The sequence below is a fragment of the Paraburkholderia strydomiana genome (assembly GCF_046030495.1).
Classification (GTDB): Bacteria; Pseudomonadota; Gammaproteobacteria; order Burkholderiales; family Burkholderiaceae; genus Paraburkholderia; species Paraburkholderia strydomiana_A.
In genome coordinates, this window is the sequence record NZ_JAQQCJ010000023.1 from 41,129 (window position 1) to 62,606 (window position 21,478).

The 21,478-nt window shown below is 62.1% G+C and carries 21 protein-coding genes and 1 tRNA gene; 8 read left to right on the plus strand and 14 right to left on the minus strand.

Annotated elements, in window-relative coordinates:
* Window positions 1-81: 81 nt before the first annotated feature.
* Window positions 82-1,677: an APC family permease gene (locus tag PQQ53_RS26160; protein WP_408146515.1), complete on the minus strand. Its 1,596-nt coding sequence runs from the start codon at window positions 1,675-1,677 to the stop codon at window positions 82-84.
* Between the two features lie 431 nt (window positions 1,678-2,108).
* Here PQQ53_RS26160 and PQQ53_RS26165 point away from each other — a divergent pair, with 431 nt between their 5' ends.
* On the plus strand, window positions 2,109-2,312 hold the full coding sequence (locus PQQ53_RS26165) for a cold-shock protein (RefSeq protein ID WP_007180251.1): 204 nt from the start codon (window positions 2,109-2,111) through the stop codon (window positions 2,310-2,312).
* A gap of 113 nt (window positions 2,313-2,425) precedes the next feature.
* Here the strand turns inward: PQQ53_RS26165 and PQQ53_RS26170 are convergent, their stop codons facing one another.
* On the minus strand, window positions 2,426-3,676 hold the full coding sequence (locus PQQ53_RS26170) for an Hsp70 family protein (RefSeq protein WP_408146604.1): 1,251 nt from the start codon (window positions 3,674-3,676) through the stop codon (window positions 2,426-2,428).
* Between the two features lie 186 nt (window positions 3,677-3,862).
* On the opposite strand from PQQ53_RS26170, the gene PQQ53_RS26175 reads away from it, so the two are divergent.
* Entirely contained in the window at window positions 3,863-5,338 is a 1,476-nt protein-coding gene (locus PQQ53_RS26175) for an MFS transporter (RefSeq protein ID WP_408146513.1), read from the plus strand.
* Between the two features lie 52 nt (window positions 5,339-5,390).
* Here the strand turns inward: PQQ53_RS26175 and PQQ53_RS26180 are convergent, their stop codons facing one another.
* Both PQQ53_RS26180 and PQQ53_RS26185 read right to left on the minus strand, forming a co-directional pair.
* The gene (locus PQQ53_RS26180; protein ID WP_175164739.1) at window positions 5,391-5,984 is read right to left on the minus strand and encodes a nitroreductase family protein; all 594 of its coding nucleotides are present in this window, start codon (window positions 5,982-5,984) and stop codon (window positions 5,391-5,393) included.
* A gap of 189 nt (window positions 5,985-6,173) precedes the next feature.
* Window positions 6,174-7,457, minus strand: a complete 1,284-nt coding sequence (locus PQQ53_RS26185) for an MFS transporter (protein WP_408327270.1) — start codon at window positions 7,455-7,457, stop codon at window positions 6,174-6,176.
* Window positions 7,458-7,616: 159 nt separating this feature from the next.
* Here PQQ53_RS26185 and PQQ53_RS26190 point away from each other — a divergent pair, with 159 nt between their 5' ends.
* Complete coding sequence (locus PQQ53_RS26190) at window positions 7,617-8,258, plus strand: TetR/AcrR family transcriptional regulator (protein ID WP_408146508.1); 642 nt, start codon at window positions 7,617-7,619, stop codon at window positions 8,256-8,258.
* Between the two features lie 130 nt (window positions 8,259-8,388).
* Window positions 8,389-8,943: a DUF1415 domain-containing protein gene (locus tag PQQ53_RS26195; RefSeq protein WP_408146506.1), complete on the plus strand. Its 555-nt coding sequence runs from the start codon at window positions 8,389-8,391 to the stop codon at window positions 8,941-8,943.
* A gap of 108 nt (window positions 8,944-9,051) precedes the next feature.
* Here the strand turns inward: PQQ53_RS26195 and PQQ53_RS26200 are convergent, their stop codons facing one another.
* Window positions 9,052-9,894 carry a class I SAM-dependent methyltransferase gene (locus PQQ53_RS26200; protein WP_408146602.1) on the minus strand — a complete coding sequence of 281 codons (843 nt, stop codon included), beginning with the start codon at window positions 9,892-9,894 and terminating at the stop codon, window positions 9,052-9,054.
* Window positions 9,895-10,039: 145 nt separating this feature from the next.
* Here PQQ53_RS26200 and PQQ53_RS26205 point away from each other — a divergent pair, with 145 nt between their 5' ends.
* Together PQQ53_RS26205 and PQQ53_RS26210 are read left to right on the plus strand one after the other, a co-directional pair.
* Window positions 10,040-10,261 (plus strand): hypothetical protein, encoded by a 222-nt coding sequence (locus tag PQQ53_RS26205; protein ID WP_408327273.1) that lies wholly within the window; start codon window positions 10,040-10,042, stop codon window positions 10,259-10,261.
* A 14-nt stretch (window positions 10,262-10,275) separates the two neighbouring features.
* The gene (locus tag PQQ53_RS26210) at window positions 10,276-10,596 is read left to right on the plus strand and encodes a type II toxin-antitoxin system HicA family toxin (RefSeq protein WP_042329129.1); all 321 of its coding nucleotides are present in this window, start codon (window positions 10,276-10,278) and stop codon (window positions 10,594-10,596) included.
* A 106-nt stretch (window positions 10,597-10,702) separates the two neighbouring features.
* Here the strand turns inward: PQQ53_RS26210 and PQQ53_RS26215 are convergent, their stop codons facing one another.
* Window positions 10,703-10,912 carry a DUF1059 domain-containing protein gene (locus PQQ53_RS26215; RefSeq protein ID WP_408146502.1) on the minus strand — a complete coding sequence of 70 codons (210 nt, stop codon included), beginning with the start codon at window positions 10,910-10,912 and terminating at the stop codon, window positions 10,703-10,705.
* 430 nt (window positions 10,913-11,342) lie between these two features.
* Between PQQ53_RS26215 and PQQ53_RS26220 the strand changes: the two genes are divergently transcribed.
* Window positions 11,343-12,623, plus strand: coding sequence for a TIGR03862 family flavoprotein (locus PQQ53_RS26220; protein WP_408327276.1), 1,281 nt, complete (start codon window positions 11,343-11,345; stop codon window positions 12,621-12,623).
* 348 nt (window positions 12,624-12,971) lie between these two features.
* Here PQQ53_RS26220 and PQQ53_RS26225 read toward each other — a convergent pair whose 3' ends face one another.
* The 8 genes from PQQ53_RS26225 to PQQ53_RS26260 form a co-directional block, all read right to left on the minus strand.
* Window positions 12,972-14,096 (minus strand): methyltransferase, encoded by a 1,125-nt coding sequence (locus tag PQQ53_RS26225; protein ID WP_408327279.1) that lies wholly within the window; start codon window positions 14,094-14,096, stop codon window positions 12,972-12,974.
* An 885-nt stretch (window positions 14,097-14,981) separates the two neighbouring features.
* Window positions 14,982-15,057, minus strand: a tRNA-Thr gene (locus tag PQQ53_RS26230).
* 19 nt (window positions 15,058-15,076) lie between these two features.
* Window positions 15,077-15,598 (minus strand): ClpXP protease specificity-enhancing factor, encoded by a 522-nt coding sequence (locus PQQ53_RS26235; RefSeq protein ID WP_408146496.1) that lies wholly within the window; start codon window positions 15,596-15,598, stop codon window positions 15,077-15,079.
* 68 nt (window positions 15,599-15,666) lie between these two features.
* On the minus strand, window positions 15,667-16,278 hold the full coding sequence (locus PQQ53_RS26240; protein WP_006052302.1) for a glutathione S-transferase N-terminal domain-containing protein: 612 nt from the start codon (window positions 16,276-16,278) through the stop codon (window positions 15,667-15,669).
* A 95-nt stretch (window positions 16,279-16,373) separates the two neighbouring features.
* Window positions 16,374-17,129 (minus strand): cytochrome c1, encoded by a 756-nt coding sequence (locus PQQ53_RS26245; RefSeq protein ID WP_408146495.1) that lies wholly within the window; start codon window positions 17,127-17,129, stop codon window positions 16,374-16,376.
* A gap of 22 nt (window positions 17,130-17,151) precedes the next feature.
* Complete coding sequence (locus tag PQQ53_RS26250) at window positions 17,152-18,531, minus strand: cytochrome b (protein WP_408155262.1); 1,380 nt, start codon at window positions 18,529-18,531, stop codon at window positions 17,152-17,154.
* On the minus strand, window positions 18,531-19,154 hold the full coding sequence (gene petA, locus PQQ53_RS26255; RefSeq protein WP_168663719.1) for a ubiquinol-cytochrome c reductase iron-sulfur subunit: 624 nt from the start codon (window positions 19,152-19,154) through the stop codon (window positions 18,531-18,533). Before petA ends, PQQ53_RS26250 begins: the two co-directional genes overlap by 1 nt.
* 220 nt (window positions 19,155-19,374) lie before the next feature.
* Window positions 19,375-20,121, minus strand: coding sequence for a Nif3-like dinuclear metal center hexameric protein (locus PQQ53_RS26260; RefSeq protein ID WP_408146491.1), 747 nt, complete (start codon window positions 20,119-20,121; stop codon window positions 19,375-19,377).
* Window positions 20,122-20,140: 19 nt separating this feature from the next.
* On the opposite strand from PQQ53_RS26260, the gene PQQ53_RS26265 reads away from it, so the two are divergent.
* Entirely contained in the window at window positions 20,141-21,364 is a 1,224-nt protein-coding gene (locus PQQ53_RS26265; RefSeq protein WP_408146489.1) for a Do family serine endopeptidase, read from the plus strand.
* Window positions 21,365-21,478 lie beyond the last annotated feature (114 nt).

Here is a 21,478-nt window from a genome sequence, read left to right on the forward strand (position 1 = left end):
AAAGCCCGCCTGAGCAACTCAGGCGGGCTTTTTCTCGTCCCGGACCCAACCACGATCCGGCCGACAGGCTCAGCGCGGCGCTTAGTGCGCGCCCATGCCTTCGAGCACTTCGTCGTGGGTCTGACGCTCTTCCAGATACTCCGACCGGTAGCCGCTATTGACGCCCCAGTAGTAGAACACCAGCGAGAACGCGATCACCACCAGCATGTCCCAGCCGTACGGCAGGATGCCGAAACCGCCGAACTCCTTGCTGCCGATCAGCGACAGAACCGCCATGATCGGCAGGTAGGCGACCAGCCACCATGCCGCCTTCAGATCGCGGCCCCAGCCGGCAAAACCCGACTTCGCCTGGAAGTAGAAGTACACCGGCAACGCGACGACCATCAGCAGAATGATTTCGCCGGTGAGCGGCCACCTGGCCCAGTACAGGATCAGCGAGGCGCACACGAACGCGAACGGCGCAATCACTTTCATGCCGACGATATGCAGCGGACGCTCCAGGTCCGTCGCCGCACGGCGCAGCGCCATCAGGCTGATCGGGCCCGTCAGGTACGAGATCACCGTGGCGACCGAGATCACCGCCGCCAGCGAGCTCCAGCCGCGGAAGAAGAACAGGAAAATGAACGACACGAACAGGTTGAACCACATCGCCTGACGCGGCACGCCATAGAACGGGTGCACATTGCCGAACATCTTCGGCATCGTGTTGTTGCGCTCCATCGCGTAGATCATGCGGGTGGTGGTCGCCATATAGGTCGTACCCGTGCCGCTCGGACTGACGAAAGCATCCACGTACAACAGGATTGCGAGCCAGTTCAGGTTCAGCGCGATCGCAAGTTCAGCGAACGGCGACGCGAAATTGAAGTGGCTCCAGCCCTTCATGACGTCGCTCGGGTTCACTGCGCCGATATACGCGATCTGCAACAACACGTAGATCACCAGCGCCAGCAGGATCGAGCCGATCACCGCGAACGGCACGCTCTTGGCCGGATTGCGCGCTTCGCCAGCGAGGTTGATCGGGCTCTGGAAACCGTTGAACGCGAACACGATGCCGCTCGTCGCGACCGCCGTCAGCACCGACGACCAGCCGTACGGCGCGAACGTGCTTGCTTCGCCGAAGTTTTCCTTGTGGAAGCCCGTCAGCATCAAGCCGAGAATCGTCGCGCCGGGGATCAGAAACTTGAAGATCGTGATCGCCGAATTGGCGCGCGCGAACAGTTTGACGCCCCAGTAGTTCAGCAGGAAGTAAATGATCACGAGGCCGGCGGACAGCAATAACCCGTTAGTGGTTAATGATCCGTCGACGAAGAGCGCATGCGCCCACGCGTAGGGCCACGTGCTCATGTATTGAATGGATGCCTCGGCCTCGATCGGAATCACCGAAACGATCGCAATCCAGTTGGCCCACGCGCTGATAAAACCGACCAGCGCACCGTGCGAATAGCGCGCGTAGCGCACCATACCGCCGGATTCCGGAAACATCGCACCGAGTTCCGCGTAGGTCAGAGCAATCGCGAGAATCACGACAGCGCCGATGACCCAGGCACAAATGGCGGCGGGACCGGCAATTTTGGCGGCCTTCCATGCGCCGAACAGCCAGCCCGATCCGATGATCGAGCCCAGGCCGGTCAGCAGTAGTGCGAACGGCCCGATGTTCCGTTGTATAGAACTTTTCACGTCTTCTCCTGTATCAGAACCATGTCGGCACCGCGTGACATCGCTTGTGGCGCTGGAGACGGGTGACGCGCATGCATGCGCGACGGACCCATTCTCACAGGTGCAACCGACGCGCGGCGCGTAGTTTAACGGTTGCACCGACTTGATGCAGCGAAACTAAGGGTTCTCCCTGACAAAAAGATCGAGGCGACAGCAAGGTTTGTAAGCAAAAACTGCGCCTACACATCGAATATTGGTAAAGATTTGACGATACTGTTGACCTTCTCTCGAAATGGCCGTATAACGTCCGGGCAGGATTTCAAGCGGCGAGTGAATTGGTCTTTCGTAGTTCGCCCATCAACGGTACTCCGGTTGGTCCCATTACCCCCTTCCTTGATTTTCATGCACCTTCTGGGCTTCGGCCTTATTTACCATCTTTAGGAACAAGTAATATGGAAACCGGTACCGTCAAGTGGTTCAATGACGCAAAGGGCTTTGGCTTCATCACGCCGGACGGCGGCGGCGAAGATCTGTTCGCGCATTTCTCGGAAATCCGCACGGAAGGCTTCAAGACGCTGCAAGAAAACCAAAAGGTTACGTTTGAAGTGAAGACGGGCCCGAAGGGCAAGCAAGCCGCTAACATCAAGCCGGTGTAAGCGACACGCTTCCTTCTGGACGCAAAAAACCCCGCCTCGGCGGGGTTTTTTTATATCCGTCGCAACTGAATGCGCTGATTATCTTCGCAGTATGCGAGGGATTAGTTTGTTGGTTATCCGAACAGACGCCGGGCGTGAATACCGAGTCCCGTTGCAACGCTGGCGAGTCGATCGCCGAATACCGCTTTCGCATCCGGAAATGCCGCAGCCAATGCGCCCGATAGAAATGCGAGTCCCGTCGACCCGCCTGTGAAATAAACGGCGCTGACGTCGCGCGGCGCGACGCCGGCCACCTGGACCGTATCGCGCGCCGCCTGCACGATGCGCTGCGTCTCATCTTGGCCGGCCCTGATGAGCTGGGCTTCGTCGAAGGCGAGGCGGAGGTCGTTTTCCACTTCGTCGAGATCGATGACGGTCTCGCCGCCGGCGGCCACGCCGATCTTCGCCTCTTCCGCATGGGCCGCCAGCGCGTGGCCCAGACGGCGCTCCACGACGCGCATCAGGCGGTCGTGATGCTTGACCTCGGTAAAAAGGTGCCGCATCAGCGCGAGTTCGCTGACCCGCTTCGGCGCGTAGACTGTATTGATCAGGTGCCAGGTCGCCAGATCGAAATAGACCCGGTTCGGAATCTCGCGCCCTTCCGGATCGAGCGACTGATAGCCGAGCTCGCGCAGAATGGTCGCCAGTTCGACGCGGCGGTCGAAGTCCGTGCCGGCGACGTGCACGCCGTGGTGCGCCAGCACGTCTTCCTTGCGCTCGACACGCTTCATCCGCTCCGGCCCGACCCGCACCAGCGAAAAGTCCGACGTGCCGCCGCCGATGTCGGCCACCAGCACGAGACCTTCTTCCGTCAGATGCGATTCGTAGTCGAACGCGGCCGCGATCGGCTCATACTGGAAATGAATCTCCCGCAAGCCGACCGAGCGCGCCGCGGCTTCGAGCTGCTGCTGCGCCATCCGGTCGGCGCGCGGATCGTCGTCGACGAAAAACACCGGGCGGCCCAGCACTGCGCGATCGATCGCGCCGCCGACGCTCTTTTCGGCCGAGCGCTTGAGGTGATCGACGAAAATCGCGATCACGTCCGTGTACTTGATCGCGGAACCGTCGCCCAGATCCGTCGAGTTTTCGGCGAGCGGCGAGCCGAGAATGCTTTTCATCGAGCGCATCAGGCGGCCGTCGAAGCCGTCGATGTACGCCGCCAGCGCCGCCCGCCCGAATTCGCGGGTGTCTTCGTCGGTATTGAAAAAGACGGAGGTGGGCAGCGTCGTGTAGGCGCCTTCGACTGGCGCGAGCTTGAGCAGAGCGCCGTCAGGCACGGCCACGGCCGAGTTGGAAGTACCGAAGTCAATCGCGCAATAGTTCATGGCAGGCATCGCCGCTCAGCTGGCGCGGACATAAAGGGGAGCGGCTTTGTAACACGAAAGCTCAATCAGCATCAACTAAGGCTTTCGAGCTGGCCGCAATAAGACAAGAGGTCGCTCGACGGAACGAATATTGCTCTTTTCGACAGGATACGCCGCCAAATTTCCGGATTGAGGAGACTTCAAGCAATGAGCGCGCCGCCGACTGCCGCTGTGCACGAAAAAAACGCCACGCTGATCGAAACGGACCTGCCCTCGCGGCTCGACCGGCTGCCGTGGGGCCGCTTTCATTCGCTGATCGTGGTGGCGCTGGGCGTCACGTGGCTGCTCGACGGCCTCGAGGTGACCTTGGCGGGCGCCGTCGCGAGCGCGCTGAAGTCCAGTCCTTCGTTGCGCTTTTCCAACGCCGATGTCGGCTTGGCAGGCAGCGCATACATTGCCGGTGCGGTGCTCGGGGCGCTCGGCTTCGGCTGGCTGACCGACCGGCTCGGCCGCCGCAAGCTGTTTTTCATCACGCTCGCCGTCTATCTGGCCGCGACAGCGGCGACCGCGCTGTCGTGGAATCTGGCCAGCTTCATGCTGTTTCGCTTCCTGACCGGCGCGGGGATCGGCGGCGAATACACGGCGATCAACTCGACGATCCAGGAATTCACGCCGGCGCGGGTGCGCGGCTGGACCGATCTGGGCATCAACGGCACGTTCTGGGTTGGCGCGGGGCTTGGCGCGGCCGGCTCGCTGGTGCTGCTCGATCCTCACCTGCTGCCGGCCGACTGGGGCTGGCGCGCGTGCTTCTTCATCGGCGCGGTGCTCGCCCTGGTGATCCTGCCAATGCGCATCTGGGTGCCCGAGAGCCCGCGCTGGCTGCTGACGCACGGCGATGAGCGCGACGCGCGCTCGATCGTCGAAGGCATCGAAACGCGTTTTCGTGCCGAAGGCCACGCGCTCTCCGACGACCAGCTCACACGTCTGCGGCTGCGCGCCCGTGCGCATACGCCGTTGCGCGAGGTGTTCCATACGCTGTTCAACGTGCACCGGCGCCGCGCGCTCGTCGGCCTCACGTTGATGACCGCCCAGGCGTTCTTCTACAACGCGATTTTCTTCACTTACGCACTCGTGCTCACCGATTTCTACCAGGTGCCGGGCGACCACATCGGCTGGTATCTGCTGCCCTTCGCGCTCGGCAATTTTCTCGGACCGCTGCTGCTCGGACGGCTTTTCGACGTGATCGGTCGGCGCAAGATGATCGCGGCGACTTACGGCATGTCCGCGATCCTGCTGACGCTGAGCGGCTACCTGTTCGAGCAGCAGTTGCTCACCGTCGTCACGCAGACGATTGCCTGGATGGTGATTTTCTTCTTCGCGTCGGCGGCGGCGAGTTCGGCGTATCTGACGGTCAGCGAATCGTTCCCGCTCGAAATCCGCGCACTGGCGATTGCAATCTTCTACGCGTTCGGCACGGCGCTCGGCGGCATCATCGGCCCGGCGTTTTTCGGGCGGCTGATCGACACGCATCAGCGCAGCGCGGTGTTCTCGGGCTACCTGGTGGGATCGGGGCTGATGCTCGCGGCGGCCGTGGTGGCGGCGATCTGGGGCGTGGACGCGGAGCGGAAATCGCTCGAACACGTGGCAACGCCGCTGTCGAGCCTCGCGGACGAGGTGGAATAAAAAACGCGCGAACGGGTGCCGCGCGCTCTTCGCATCTAGCGTGGTGAGCCGCTCAGAGGGCCTTCTTCCAGCCGCCGCCGTAGGCGACGTCGGCCAGCGGCAAACGCTGGCGCACCGACTTCTCGCGCTCGCGCAGCACCGGATCGAGCTTGTCGACTTCGCCGTAATGGCCAAGCGAAATGATCGCGATCACGTCGACGTCGTTCGGCAGCGCGAATGTCGTGCGGAACGCGTTCGGATCGAAGCCGCTCATCTGATGCGCGGCCAGCCCGAGCGCATGCGCCTGCAACACCAGCGCCATGGCGGCGGAACCGGCATCGTACGCGGCGCAACGGTTCACTTCACCCTTATTGGTCAGCGTGTGCGTGGTCACGGCGATCAGCACCGGCGCGCGCGAGTTCCAGCCCTGGTTGAACGGCACCAGCGTCGCGAAAGCCTGCTTGAACGAGACTTCATCGACACTGCGATCAAAGACGAGAAAACGCCACGGTTGCGCGTTGTAGGCAGACGGCGCCCAGCGCGCCGCTTCGAGCACGGAACGCAAATGCTCGCGACTCACCGGCTCGCTCGAATACGCGCGCGGACTCCAACGGCCTGCAATCAGTTCGTGAATGGCAACTTCGGTAGGGGCGGGTTTGTTGGTCATGCGCTTCTCTCGGTCGAAATTCATGATCGCCGGGCGGTCGCCCAGGGTCACATAGGATAACCGGGGTTAGGCGCGCGCGCTCCAACAAGCGGTCAGTTTGTTTCCACGCGGCTTGCAAAAGGAAACGGCCACCGGATTCACCCAGCGGCCGTCGCTTGTTGCTTCGTTGCTTCATTACGAAGCGCAGCTTTACACCGCCTGCGGCTCCGGCACCTTCGCAGGCCGATTGATCCGCAACACGATCATTGCGGCGACCAGACACAGCCCACCCGAAATCATCGACGCCACCGTATAGGTGCCGAGGCTCGCGCGCAGCATGCCCGCGCCGAGCGCCGCGAACGCCGCGCCGAGCTGGTGGCCCGCGACCACCCAGCCGAACACCACGGGCGCCGCTTCCTTGCCGTATACGTCAGTTGCGAGACGCACGGTCGGCGGAACGGTCGCGATCCAGTCGAGCCCGTAGAACACGGCGAACAGCGGCAGACCGAAGAAGTCGATACCGAACGCGTGCGGCAAGTACATCAGCGACAAGCCGCGCAAACCGTAATACCAAAACAGCAACACGCGGCTATTGAAGCGATCCGACAGCCAGCCCGACAGCGTCGTACCGAACAGATCGAAGATGCCCATCGCGGCGAGCAGCGACGCGCCCTGCACCTCGGTCATGCCGTAGTCGCCGCACATCGCGATCAGGTGGGTGCCGACGTAGCCGTTGGTGCTCGCGCCGCAGATAAAAAAGCTGAAGAACAGCAGCCAGAAGTCGCGGGTTTTGCTCGCCATGGCCAGCGTGCCAAACGCGATGGCGAGCGGATTCTGTTTAGTCACGGTGCTCGCGACCGGCGCATCGTGCGGTTCGCCGTACGGACGCAGTTTCATGTCGGCTGGGCGTTCGGGCAGCAGAAACGCGACCAGCGGAATCACCACCGCCGCCGCAAGTGCGACGACCCACACGACCTGGCGCCAGCCGTAATGCTCGGCGATGGCCGCGAGCATCGGCAGGAACACCAGTTGGCCGGTGGCCGAACTGGCCGTGAGAATGCCCATGACGAGGCCGCGGCGCGTGGTGAACCAGCGCGTCACCACGGTCGCCGACAGCGACAGCGCCGCGACGCCGGTCGAACCGCCCACCATCACGCCCCAGATCAGCACCATCTGCCACGGATGCGTCATCAGGGACGACAGCGCCACGCCCGCAGCCATCGTGCCGAGCGCGACGAGCAGCGTGGGGCGCACGCCGAAGCGCTGCATCGCCGCCGCCGCGAACGGCCCCATCAGACCGTAAAGCGCGATGTTCACGGAGATTGCCAGCGAAATCGTGGCGCGGCTCCAGCCGAACTGGTGCTCGAGCGGCACCATCATCACGCTCGGCGTGGCGCGCGTGCCGGCCGCCGCCAGCAATACCAGAAACACCACCGCGACTGTCAACCAGCCATAGTGGAACCGTCCGCCAATCAGTCTCGCTGCCCAGTTCATTGGTTCTCCAATCGACGCTCCGCCTCGCCGGCTGCGTCGTTCGTATTATTACGGGTTCCGTAAATGACTTGTGACAGATCAGTCACAATAGTGTTGCGATGTTAGTTACTGGTCGGTAACATGTCAAGGCGTCAATTCAGTTCAATCAGGTGTCCCATCATGTCCGAGAGCAACACTCCCAAGCCGACCGGCAAAGCCCGTGCGCGCGGTGCGCAGACGGCCGGGCCGCAGGCGCAGCGCAATCTGCTGCACGCCGCGAGCGAGCTGTTCTATCGCGAAGGCGTGCGCACGGTCGGCGTCGACGCGGTGGTCGAGCGCGCGGGCGTGAACAAGATGAGTCTGTACCGCCAGTTCTCGTCGAAAGACGAATTGGTGATGGCTTATCTGGAACAGCAGGACGAGCGGTTCTTCGGCTACGTCGAGAGGAGTTTCGCCAAGCATCCGGGTGAACCGGCAAAGCAGCTTCAGCAGTATTTCGACGACCTCGCGGTGCGCGCTTCGGTGGACGACTATCGCGGCTGTCCGTTTGTGAACGTGTCGGTGGAGTTTTCGGACCCCGCGCATCCGGCCCGGCAGTTCGTCTTTCGCAACAAGCAGCGTTTGATGGCACGACTCATCGAACTGTCGACGGCGGCGGCCGCTGACGATCCAGAGGCGCTCGCGAATGCACTGGGTGTGGTAATCGAGGGCGTCTATGCGGCCAGCCAGACTTACGGCCCGGGATGCGGGCCCATTCGGGCCGCGCCGAAAGTCGCCGCGCAGTTGATCGCCGCGGCATGCGGCGGGACGCGGGCGGTTTGATCTGAAGCGGGGTCGAGTCGGGGTTGCGTCTCGTTCGCGCCGAGGATTGCGCCGGGGGCAAAGCGGTGCGGGTTCGCGCCATTAGAATAGTGCTTTTCCCCATCCGCTTTCATCCGCCGTGTCGCCTGCCATGCCGTTGCCCGCCGAATCCCACGATGCCGTCGTTGCCGCCACCCGTCACTGGCTGACCGAGGCCGTGATCGGGCTCAATTTGTGTCCGTTCGCGAAAGCCGTGCACGTGAAGGGGCAGATTCGGTATGCCGTGAGCGAGGCCGCGGACATGGAGGCCGTGTTGACCGATCTCGAAGCGGAGTTGCAGACGCTGATCGCCGCCGATCCGGAAGCCATCGACACCACGCTGCTCATTCTGCCGCGCGCGCTCGGCGATTTTCTCGACTTCAACGATTGCCTGTTTTTCGCCGACCGGCTCATCAAGCAGCTTCGGCTCGAAGGGGTCGTTCAGATCGCGAGCTTTCACCCTTCTTACCAGTTCGAAGGCAGCGACCCGGACGATATCGAGAACTACACCAATCGGGCGCCCTATCCGATCCTGCATCTGCTGCGTGAAGACAGCATCGAGCGGGCCGTTCAGGCGTTCCCCGATGCGGAAGATATTTACGAACGCAATCAGGCAACGCTGCGGCGAATCGGCCTTGCAGGCTGGAACGAATTGATGAAGCGCTGAACGTACGCGCGCGGACAGAGGGCGGCAGTGCCGGTGGCACTATGGGCACACGACCGCCAAGGCCGTTTCTCTTATTGAAAAAGCTTCGCCGCGCCAGCCGGAACCCAATCAGGCCTCAACAAAAAACCGCTCTTTCAACTCCTGAATACCGAGCGTGTCCATCACCTCATTGAGCCGTTCGGCCGGCCGACGCCTCGGCAGATCCTTGTATTGGGCGATGATCAGTTCGTTTTTCATCGAATGCTCCCAGCCGACCAGTTCGGTTACGCTGACCTGATACCCATGCGCCTCGAGCTGCAGGCAGCGCAGCACATTCGTGATCTGGCTGCCGAATTCCCGCGTGTGCAGCGGGTGCCGCCACATTTCCGTCAACGCATTGCCGAGCGACTTGCCCTTGTTCTGCCGTAGCACACCGGCCACTTCGGCCTGACAGCATGGCACCACCACGATGTACTTGGCGCGCTTTTCGAGCGCGAACCGGATCGCGTCATCAGTGGCGGTATTGCAGGCGTGCAGCGCCGTCACGATGTCGATCTGCGCTGGCAAACGTGTCGACGTAATCGACTCCGCGACCGACAGGTTCAGAAACGACATCCCTGTAAAACCCAGCCGCGCCGCCAATTCTTCGGACTTCGTAACGAGATCTTCGCGGGTTTCAATGCCGTAAATGTGTGAAGCCCCACCCGCCGCGCTCTGAAACTCCTTGAAGAAAAGATCGTAAAGAATAAAACCTAGGTATGACTTGCCTGCGCCGTGGTCGACGAGCGTCAGGGCGCCTTGCTTGTCCTTGAGGTCTTTGAGCAGCGGCTCGATGAACTGGAACAGGTGATAGACCTGCTTCAGCTTGCGGCGGCTGTCCTGATTCATCTTGCCGTCGCGCGTGAGGATATGGAGCTCCTTCAGCAACTCGACGGATTGGTTCGGACGGATTTCGTGGGTTTTGCTGGACATCGTATGAACCGCCATCAATTGCAACGCGAACGTGCGACAGATGACGGAAAAAGGGAAAAGTTGCTGCCAGTTTACCCAAAGTGCGACTCGCTCACCCAGCGAGCCACGGAAACCATGCGAGAAATGCATCAGCCTGGAACGTTTCATGCTCGAAAAGCATCACGGAAACGTGCCGGGAGTGACTGAAACAGCTTGCGCCGCGGCTCTGGCCGATCGCGCGAGCCGTGTCGCCGATAACAAGAAGCTGCCGGCCGTGGCACCGATCACGCGAACCGAACGCATGTGGGGAGGACGGACCCAGAAAGCGGGCCGAACGTTACGTAACCAGCAGCGCGCCGAGACTTCAAGCGGACGCGTGCTCGGATGATAGAAGAGGCGGCAATGGATACGGTACCCAACGGAAACGTGGAACAGAAATTTCAGGAAATGCTGGCGAAGCTCACCGCGACGCCGGCCTGGTCGGAGAAGCAGCAACTCGAACTGGAAATGGCGCGCGACATCTCCACCGAAATGCTGCGCCTGGCCGAAGTCATGCGCGATGGCAGCGTCGACATGGAAACGTGTCTGACCATGCTCAAGTACGCCAAAGTGCTCGACTTCGTGATGACCACGCTCGCGTCGCGGCGCGACATCAAACCACAAACGCTGCGGGTCATCTTCAAGCTCGCCGGGCTGAAGGTGGACGAGGCGTACCCCGGCTAGCGCTCAGGAGAACGCTTCACGCGAGAACGCCGCGACCCGCGGGCGGCGGCTCCAAGCCGCTTGCCCGGGTCGGACGAGACATCTTTCGTCCACAAGGACGATTCACTCACCCGCGCGGTGCCTCAACCGGCGGTGTGCCTTCATGAAACAGCGTCTTGAGTTGTGCACGCAGTTCCGGCGAATCCGTGTGCTGGTGGATCGCGACGGCGTGCTGCACGGCGGCTTCGAGCAATTCGCTGTCGCTGTCGGCGGATAGCGCGACGGTGCAATTCATTTCGCTCGGGAATTCGCGGCAATCGATGTATTTGCGGCTCATGGCTGGCTCCTTGATTTTTCAAACGATCGCCCCCCATGCGAGCGGCGCACGCGCGAGCCACGACGCCGGCCGTCGCGCGGCGGCGATCGCTGCGCCCCCGGTATTTGCCGGCCTTGCGTGCAGCATTGATCGCAGCGGTGGCCGCGTCGGGGCGGTAAGCAGTCGATGGGCTGGTTTGACGCGAGAAAGACGCGCGCGGCGTCCGAGGGAAGGTGTTTGAAAAGTATAGGTCGCGCGGGTCCGGAACACAGATGCGAACGCGCGGCGGACGACTACGCAAGCGCCTGAACCCGGCTTTTTTCGGCCCCTCGCTCTGGCCGTGCGTTTGCCCTGTGCCGTGTACGGTGTGAAAATAGCGCCCTTCGCGCCGCTCGGGGTCGTCGGTCCGGCCGGCGCGCCGCTTCTTCCTTCCGCTTATCCGCAGGTCCGCATGCCCTCTTCCCTGGATTCCGCCCGTGTCGCCGTGATCGGCGGCGGCCCCGCCGGCCTGATGGCGGCCGAGGCACTCGCCCGCCAGGGCGTGCAAGTCGGAGTCTACGACGCGATGCCGTCGGTCGGCCGCAAGTTTTTGATGGCGGGCAAAGGCGGCATGAACATCACGCATTCGGAGTCGCGCGAGCCGTTTCTCAACCGCTACGGCGCGCGCCGCGAACGGATCGCGCCGCTGCTGGACGTCTTCGGACCCGACGCGCTGCGGGCGTGGTTGCAGGATCTGGGGGTCGACACTTTCGTCGGCAGTTCCGGGCGCGTGTTTCCCACCGATATGAAAGCCGCACCGATGCTGCGCGCGTGGCTGCATCGGCTGCGTGAGACGGGCGTGCGGTTTCATATGCGGCACAAGTGGAGCGGTTGGGGTCCTGACGCGGACGACGCCACCACGCACACGCTGCGGTTCGAGACGCCCGACGGCGAGCACACCGTAAGCTGCGATGCTGTCGTGTTCGCGCTCGGCGGCGCAAGCTGGCCGCGTCTCGGATCGGACGCCGCCTGGGTGCCGCCGATGGCCGCCCGTCAGGTGCCGGTGACGCCGCTGCGGCCCGCGAACTGCGGCTTCGACGCCGACTGGAGCCCTTATTTGCGCGAGCGTTTTGCCGGTCAGCCGGTCAAGCCGGTTGCCATCACGCTCACCGATGTAGACAAAAACGTCCACAATCGACAAGGTGAAATACTTCTGACCCAAACGGGCCTCGAAGGGAGCCTGATTTATGCGATGTCAGCGGCGATCCGCGAGCGGATTCTGGCCGCCGGCGAGGTGACGATCGCGCTGGATCTGGCGCCAGGCTTGTCGCTCGAGCGGGTCGTCGCCGAAGTGACGCGGCCGCGCGGATCGCGCTCGACGGCAAGTCACCTGCACGGACGAATCGGGATTGGCGGCGTAAAACTGGCTTTGCTGCACGAGATTTTGTCGAAGGAGGCGTTTGCCGATGCGCACGGCCTCGCCCATGCGATCAAGGCGCTGCCGGTGCGGCTAACGCGCGCCCGGCCTATCGCGGAAGCGATCAGCACCGCCGGCGGGATTGCGTTCGAGGCGCTCGACGCGCATCTGATGATCGAGCGGCAGCCCGGCGTATTTTGTGCGGGGGAGATGCTCGATTGGGAAGCGCCCACGGGCGGTTATCTGCTGACCGCCTGCTTTGCCAGTGGACTGGTGGCCGGCACGGGGGCAGCGGCGTATCTGAAGGCGCTTAAGGCGCGCGGCGCGCCGACGTGATGCCGCCACGGGTTGCCGCTTTCTGGTCTCGCGGGAACACGCTTCACCATTTCTTCCGTCGCCCGATCACCTGAGATGCTTGGGCGCCATAGCGACACGCCTGACGTGTGGCGTATCGCAGACTTTCAAGACGCGGGGCGCACAGGCGTGATGCGCCGAGACGCGGCGTCCCGGTTTCGCGGCAAACGCACCTCTTGCCGACTTTTTGACCGCAACGCACTTTGGGCACCGCAACGACGGCGCTACCGTGCGGCGTATTACGAGGCCCCCAAGACGCGAGTCGCGTCCGCGTGATGCGTAATGCGCCGCCTCTCGCCGCGCCAACGCATCGCGCCACGTCTCACCCGCTCAACGCGCCTTGAGACGCCACAACGACGTCACCTCGGCCAACCTCGCCGCGTGCAGCGCATCGGTCTCATCCGTCGACTTCGGATGACGCGGGCGAATATCCTCGCGCCCCACTACCGTCAGCCCGGCTTTCTCGATTGCGGCAAGCAGCCATTCACGCGACCGCAAGCCGAGATGCTCGGCGAAATCCGACAGGATCAGCCAGCCCTCTCCGCCTGGCGACAGATGCTCCGCGAGGCCGTTCAGGAAGCCGAGCAGCATGCGGCTTTCCGGATCGTACACCGCGTATTCGATCGGCGAGGCCGGTCTCGCCGGCACCCACGGCGGATTGCACATGACGAGCGGCGCCCGGCCTTCCGGAAACAAATCCGCCTGTACTACCTCGACTTGCTGATCGTAGCCGAGGCGCGTGAGGTTCTCGCGCGCACAGGCGAGCGCTCGCGGGTCCTGATCAGTGGCGACGATTTTCTTCACACCGCGTTTGGCGAGCAGCGCGGCCAACACGCCGGTCCCGGTGCCGATATCGAATGCCTTGTTCAGCGACGGCAGCGGCGTGCGCGCAACGAGATCGACATACTCGCCGCGTACCGGCGAAAACACGCCGTAGTGGGGATGGATGCGCTCGCCGAGCGCGGGAATCTCGACACCCTTCTTGCGCCACTCGAACGCGCCAATCAGACCGAGCAGTTCGCGAAGCGACACGACCGACGCTTCGTCGGTGGGCGGGCCGTAGGTTTCCGTACAGGCCTGCTGCACGTCAGGCGCGCGGCGCAGTGGAATCCCGTAAGTGGCGTCGAGCGGAATCAGGATCATGCCGAGCGTTCGCGCGCGTTGCGACTGGGCCTGGCGATGCAGGTTGAACACGTCGAGCGGCGTCTCGCCGCGCTTGCGCGGCTTGCGCTCGAGTCGGCGCGTGACCGCCTGCAGCAACTGACGAGCGTTCTGGAAGTCGCTGTTCCACAGTAGCGCCGTGCCTTCGCAGGCGAGGCGGTAGGCCGAGTCGGCAGTGGTGCGATCGTCCGCGACGATCACGCGTTTGGGTGGCGGCACGGCGGCTTCGGAACGCCAACGTGCGGTGCGGGGGCCGTCGGCTTCGGGCCAGGAAATGGTTGCGGGGCTGGTCATGGTGAGGTGGGATCGGTGTTGCGGAAGCGACGCGCGGAAAACGTTGCGTCGTTGGGGGCGCTGCCCGCCGGAGTACTTATTAGCGATGCCGACTGACGCCCGAATAGTACCTCTGTCGCACGGTTTCGCGGCGCGCTATTCGCGGACGAGCGTGATTGGGGGGCGTCGGCGCCGACTGCGTGGACTAAAAAATCTACAATCGACAAGGTGAAAGAGATATGGTGATTTTGAGCCGTTGCCGTTCTCACCGATGCGGTCGGCAAAGGCTCGACGCCTTCAGCCAGCGGCCTTGGCGGCTAAAGCCGTGTGCGATCCGGCACCGCGCTGCCGGCGCCAACGCACGGCAAGGCACGGAAATCAACAGACCGGTCGGCGACAACAATGCCGATGCACGTCATTTTCTCGACGACGGATCCTGTAATGATCTGGTCGGGCCGAAAAACTTAATGCATGAAATATGCAAAATGAATAAATAGAGAATCGACTGCCTATTGCGTAATGTGATGTTTTAACATCGCCGTCAATGAGCAAAATAGACAGACGCGTATCCTCTGGGTATAGTTATCGTTAGTAAGAATATGGCTGAAAAAGAACCTGAGAGACCAAAAGTGGCGCGGCACGGTATTCTGCCTAGCGCCCTAGTCAAACAAATAGGCCGTCCTTCCGTTGCGGACCCGCCGCGGTCCGCAACTCATCTTTTCTTTAACGCTTAATCGCCACTGGCCATCTCTGGCGTTTAACGCATTCAAGCTCGTTTCCCTCTGCAATAAGACCATTTGCACATCCCGGCACAGCCAGGTTAATCGCACGCCCAGTAAATTGAATTGCGGACCGGCAAATAAAAAACGGGGTTTCTGGTTGAACAGAAACCCCGTTTCGTACTACTGGTGCCGGCTGCAGGACTCGAACCCGCCACCTCATGATTACAAGTCAAGCGCTCTACCTGATGAGCTAAGCCGGCATGAGGCCGTGATTCTACTTCATTTTACGATCTTGAGGCGAGCCCTTCCGCCACCTTTCGAGCCATCGTCGTCAGGTTGGGGGGCGTTCGTCGCGCTATCCGCCTTCGCGGCAGTTGCGTCGCTCGCCGGCGATGCCTCGACCGCGCGCGGCGCTGCGGGTGTAACCGGCGCTGCGGCCTCGTCCGCCGGCACCGCATCGGCGCCGGAATCCTGCGCCTCGCCACCCGCCGACTCGACCGGAAACGCCATACCCTGGCCGTTTTCGCGCGCATAGATCGCGAGAACATTCGCGACCGGCACCTCGATCTTGTGCGACTTGCCGGAGAACCGCGCGCTAAACTCGATCCACTCGTTGCCCATCTGCAACTGGCTGGTCGCCTCGAAGCTGATGTTCAACACGATCTCGTTGTCACGCACGAACTGACGCGGCACGCGCGTCTGATTGTCGACCCGGACCGCGATGTGCGGCGTATAGCCGTTATCCGTGCACCACTCGTAGAGCGCGCGCAGCAGGTAAGGCTTGGTGGAAATCTCTTGCATCAACAGTCCTCTTACCGGGTTCGGGCTCGCGCAACGAGTTGCGCGGCGCCCTCACCCCAAAGCCAAACTCAACGACGCATCACCTTTTCCGAAGGCGTCAGCGCTTCGATGTAAGCCGGGCGGCTGAAAATGCGCTCAGCGTACTTCATCAGCGGTGCGGCGTTCTTCGAGAGTTCGATGCCGTAGTGATCCAGACGCCACAGGAGCGGCGCGATCGCGACGTCGAGCATCGAGAACTCTTCGCCGAGCATGTACTTGTTCTTCAGGAAGATCGGCGCAAGCTGGGTCAGGCGATCGCGGATCGCGAGGCGGGCCTTCTCGTGATTCTTCTCGGCGGCCTTGCCCTTCTCGTTCTCGAGCGTGCCGACGTGCACGAACAGTTCCTTTTCGAAGTTCAGCAGGAACAGACGGGCGCGAGCACGCTGCACCGGATCGGCCGGCATCAGCTGCGGATGCGGGAAGCGCTCGTCGATGTACTCGTTGATGATGTTCGATTCGTACAGAATCAGGTCCCGTTCGACGAGAATCGGCACTTGACCATACGGATTCATCACGGCGATGTCTTCCGGCTTGTTAAACAGGTCGACGTCGCGGATTTCGAAGTCCATGCCCTTTTCGAACAACACCAGCCGGCAACGCTGGGAGAACGGGCAAGTTGTGCCGGAATACAGAACCATCATGTTTACGTTTCCTCAAAAAGCTGAAGGGCCAGCGCGCGGAAAAACCGTTCAGCAGGTTTTTCCTGGCGCCGGCCCCACGCCGGGTGACGGCGTGATTATTTGATATGTTTCCAGTACGCGGCGTTCAGTCGCCAGGCGAAAAAGCTCAGGATACCGAGGAACAGCAGCACCCACACGCCAAGCTGTTTGCGGGTTTTCTGCGTCGGTTCGGACATCCATGACAGGTACGACACGAGGTCGGCCACAGCAGAATCATAATCTACCGGCGACATCGTCCCCGGAGTGAGCTGCTGGAAGCCGACAAATTTGTGTACCGTCTCGCCAGTTTTTTCGTCGGTTTCGTCACCGAACTTCGCTGCACGTTGCCCCTGAAGCTGCCACAGCACGTGAGGCATGCTCACGTTCTCATACACCAGATTGTTCCAGCCGGTCGGCCGCGTATTGTCGCGATAAAAACTGCGCAGATACGTGTAGAGCCAGTCCTTGCCCCGCGCCCGCGCTTCCACCGACAGATCCGGGGGCGCCGCCCCGAACCACGCTTTCGCGTCGTCCGGACGCATCGCCACGGTCATCGTGTTACCGACCTTGTCGGTGGTGAACAGCAGGTTCGCCTGAATTTCGCTCGGCGTGATGCCGATGTCGGTCAGGCGGTTGTAGCGCATCAGACTCGCACTGTGGCAATTCAGGCAGTAGTTTACAAACAATTGCGCGCCGTGCTGCAAAGAAGCGAAATTCTCCGCGTTATCCGGCGCGCGGTCGAGATGGAAATTCTCGTCCGCGTAAGCCGGAGTGGCCAGCACCGCGAGCAGTGTCGCGCCGATCAGCGCGCACGTCGAAAGCAGTTTCTTCATTTCGTGTTCTCCTGGCTCGCGATTAGTGAGGCTTGAACCGCACCCGCTCGGGCGGCTGCTTGAACTTGCCAAGCCGCGTCCAGAACGGCATGCCGAGGAAGAACGCGAAGTAGATCAGCGCGCACACCTGGGCAATCAACGTCGAGGCAGGCGACGGCGGTTTAGTGCCGAGGAAGCCCAACGTCAGGAAAGCGAGCACGAAGATCGCGTAGAACACCTTGTGAAAAAACGGCCGGTAGCGGATCGATTTCACCGGCGAGCGGTCGAGCCACGGCAGGAAAAACAGCGAGATCACCGCGCTGCCCATCACCACCACGCCCCAGAACTTCGACTCCGTGAAGGCCATCGCCAGAATCACCAGCACCGCGAGCACCGGCAATCCGAGCTTCCACTTGCCGCGCGCGCGCACCACCGCGAGCAGGCCGAGCAGCGCGATCACGATCATCAGCACGATCTTGAACGGGTCGGTGGTGGCGCGCAGCATCGCGTAGAAGGCCGTGAAGTACCACACCGGCGCGATTTCCGGCGGCGTCTGCAGCGGATTGGCCGGCACGAAGTTGTTGGCTTCGAGGAAGTAGCCGCCCATCTCCGGCGCGAAGAAAATGATCGCCGCGAAGATCAGCAGGAACACCGTCACGCCCATGAAGTCGTGCACCGAGTAGAACGGGTGGAACGGAATGCCGTCGAGCGGCACACCGTCCGGGCCTTTCTTCGCCTTGATCTCGATGCCGTCCGGGTTGTTCGACCCCACTTCATGCAGCGCGACCAGGTGGGCGATCACGAGGCCGACGAGCACCAGCGGAATCGCGATCACGTGAAACGCGAAGAAGCGGTTCAGCGTGACGTCCGAGACGACGTAGTCGCCGCGAATCCACAGCGACAGATCGGGCCCGATGAACGGAATTGCCGAGAACAGATTCACGATCACCTGCGCGCCCCAGAACGACATCTGCCCCCATGGCAGCAGATAGCCGAAGAACGCCTCGGCCATCAGACACAGGAAGATCAGGCAGCCGAAGATCCACACCAGTTCGCGCGGCTTGCGGTACGAGCCGTACATCAGCCCGCGGAACATGTGCAAATACACGACGACGAAAAACATCGACGCGCCCGTGGAGTGCATATAGCGGATCAGCCAGCCCCACGGCACCTCGCGCATGATGTACTCGACCGACGAGAACGCAAGCGTCGCGTCGGGCTTGTAGTTCATCGTGAGGAAGATGCCGGTGACGATCTGGTTGACCAGCACCAGCAGCGCGAGCGAACCGAAGAAGTACCAGAAGTTGAAGTTCTTCGGCGCGTAGTACTCGGAAACGTGCTTCTTCCAGGTGGAAGTCATCGGGAAGCGCCGGTCGATCCAGCCGACCAGCCCGGTCGTCTCTACTTCGTGGTCGCTCGCCATTACGCTTCTCCTTTCTCGTCCTTCCCGATCACGAGGCCGGTGGCCGACGTGAACATGAAGCGCGGGATATCGAGGTTTTGCGGCGCAGGTTTGTTCTTGAAGACGCGGCCGGCCATGTCGTAGGTCGAGCCGTGGCACGGGCACAGGAAGCCGCCTGGCCAGTCGTCCGGAAGATTGGGCTGCGCGCCCGGCTGGAAGCGCGGCGTCGGCGTGCAGCCCAGATGGGTGCACACGGCGACGGCGACTAGAAGGTGCTTGTTCTCGGCGCGTGAACGGAATTCGTTGTTGCAGTACTCCGGCAACGGCATTGAAAAGGGATTCTTGGTGAGGGGATCCGCTACCTGGTTATCGGCTTTCTGAACATCGGCGAGCATCTGGTCGGTGCGGTTGATGATCCACACCGGCTTGCCACGCCAGGCGACGGTCATCATGTCGCCGGGCTTGAGGTTGCTGATATCGACTTCGACCGGGGCGCCTGCTGCCTTGGCCTTTTCAGATGGTGCAAACGAACTAACAAAGGGTACGACAATGGCAACACCTCCGATGCCACCTGCTACGGTCGTCGCTACCAGCCAGTTACGGCGGCTGCCGTCGACGACGCGTTCATCTTCCTTGTCTCGCATCACACGCCCCACTTCTGAGTTGGATTTTTCCTTCACGTCGCTTCTACCGCCGCTAGTTTGCGCGAATGGAGTCGCCATTTACAAGGGCCGATTGCCAAAAACCGTGCGAAGCCCTTGATAAATCAGGGTTTCTCCGTACGGATCGCAAACTATTTTGCACCTCCTTTTAAGTACCCTCTGCGTTATTCGTGACTTTTCCTTCTTTAATGCAATTCGCAATTCAAACTGGATTAGGGATATCGATAAAGAGGTGTTCGATATCGAACTGCTCGGACAGATGCTTGCCCACCGCCTGCACGCCGAAGCGCTCGGTCGCATGGTGTCCGGCCGCGAGAAACGCGACGCCGCTCTCCGCCGACGTGTGCATCACCGATTCCGAGACCTCGCCGGTCAGGTAGACGTCGGCGCCCGCGTTGATCGCCGCGTCGAACATGCCTTGCGCGGCGCCCGTGCACCAGCCTACGCGCCGCAGTTCGCGGTCCGGGTCGCCGAACACGAGCGGCGTGCGGCCGAGCGTCTGTTCGATTTCCGCGGTGAAGTGCGCGAGCGTAATCGGCATCGGAAAAGTGGCGAGCCAGCCGAGGTCGTTCTCGCCGAAGCGCGCGTCGCTGATCCAGCCCATCTTCGCGCCGATCTGCGCGTTGTTGCCGAACTCGGAGTGGTCGTCGAGCGGCAGGTGATAGGCGAACAGGTTCAGGTCGTTGCCGATCAGCAGTTTCAGGCGCGCATGTTTGCGGCCGGTGATCTGCGGCGCTTCGTTGCGCCAGAAGTAGCCGTGGTGGACCAGCACGGCGTCCGCGCCCCAGTCGAGCGCGGCCTCCAGGAAGGCGACCGACGCGGTCACGCCGGTCGCGAGTTTATTGATCCGGCGCCGCCCTTCGACCTGCAATCCATTGGGGCAATAGTCCTTGAAGCGCGCGGTTTCAAGAAGATTGTTCAAGTACAATTCAAGTTCGATCCGATCCATATAAACCTCTAGTCTTCAGATGCTTAGACGCTTTTGGCTGTTCTTTGCCCAAGCGGTGACTGTGCTGTTGGCGCTGATGTTCATCATTGCGACCCTCAAACCGCAGTGGCTCCAGCGTCAAGGGCAATTCGGCAAACAACTCGCCGAACCCATCGTCGCCCTGCGGGAAGTGGCGCCAGGCATCGGCAGCGGCCCGGCTAAGGCGTCCTACGCGGACGCCGCGCAAAAGGCCATGCCCGCGGTCGTCAATGTGTTCTCCAGCAAGGATGGCTCACTGCCGCCCGATCCGCGCGCGAAAGATCCGCTGTTCCGTTATTTCTTCGGCGACAAGAACAAACGCAATCAGCAGGAGCAACCGGCATCCAACCTCGGCTCCGGGGTGATCGTGAGTTCGGAAGGTTACATTCTAACGAACCAGCACGTCGTGGACGGCGCCGATCAGATTGAAATCGCGCTGGCCGACGGCCGCACCACCAATGCCAAGGTGATCGGCATCGATCCTGAAACGGATCTGGCCGTGCTCAAGGTCAACATGACCAACCTGCCCACCATCACGCTGGGCCGCATGGATCAGACGCGCGTCGGCGACGTGGTGCTCGCCATCGGCAATCCGTTCGGCGTCGGCCAGACGGTGACCATGGGCATCGTCAGTGCGCTCGGGCGCAACCACCTCGGCATCAACACGTTCGAAAACTTCATTCAGACCGACGCGGCGATCAACCCCGGCAACTCGGGTGGCGCGCTGGTCGACGAGAACGGCAACCTGCTCGGCATCAACACCGCCATCTATTCGCGCTCGGGCGGCTCGCTCGGCATCGGCTTTGCGATCCCCGTGTCGACCGCGCGCAGCGTGTTGGAGAGCATCATCACCACCGGTACGGTCACGCGCGGCTGGATCGGCGTCGAGCCGCAGGACGTAACGCCGGAGATCGCCGAGTCGTTCGGGCTCGATCAGAAATCGGGCGCAATCGTCGCGGGCGTGCTGAAGGGCGGCCCTGCCGACCGCGCGGGCGTCAAGCCGGGCGACATCCTGGTCAGCGTGAACGGCCAGGAGATCACCGACACCACGCGCTTGCTGAACGTCATTGCGCAGATCAAGCCGGGCACGGCCGCAAAGGTGCATCTGGTGCGCAAGGGCCGCGAGATCGATCTGGACGTCACCATCGGCAAGCGTCCGCCCCCTCCGAAGCAGCCGGTCGAGGATAACGGCGGCGGCGACCAGCAGGACGACGACGCGGGTTAAGGCAGAGGGAAGAGAGTACGCAGCGGGTCGCGCAAAGGCATAGCGAGCGACCCGCGAATGCCGAAAGCAAAAAGGGCAGTCCGCGATGGACTGCCCTTTTGCATGGCGATCACT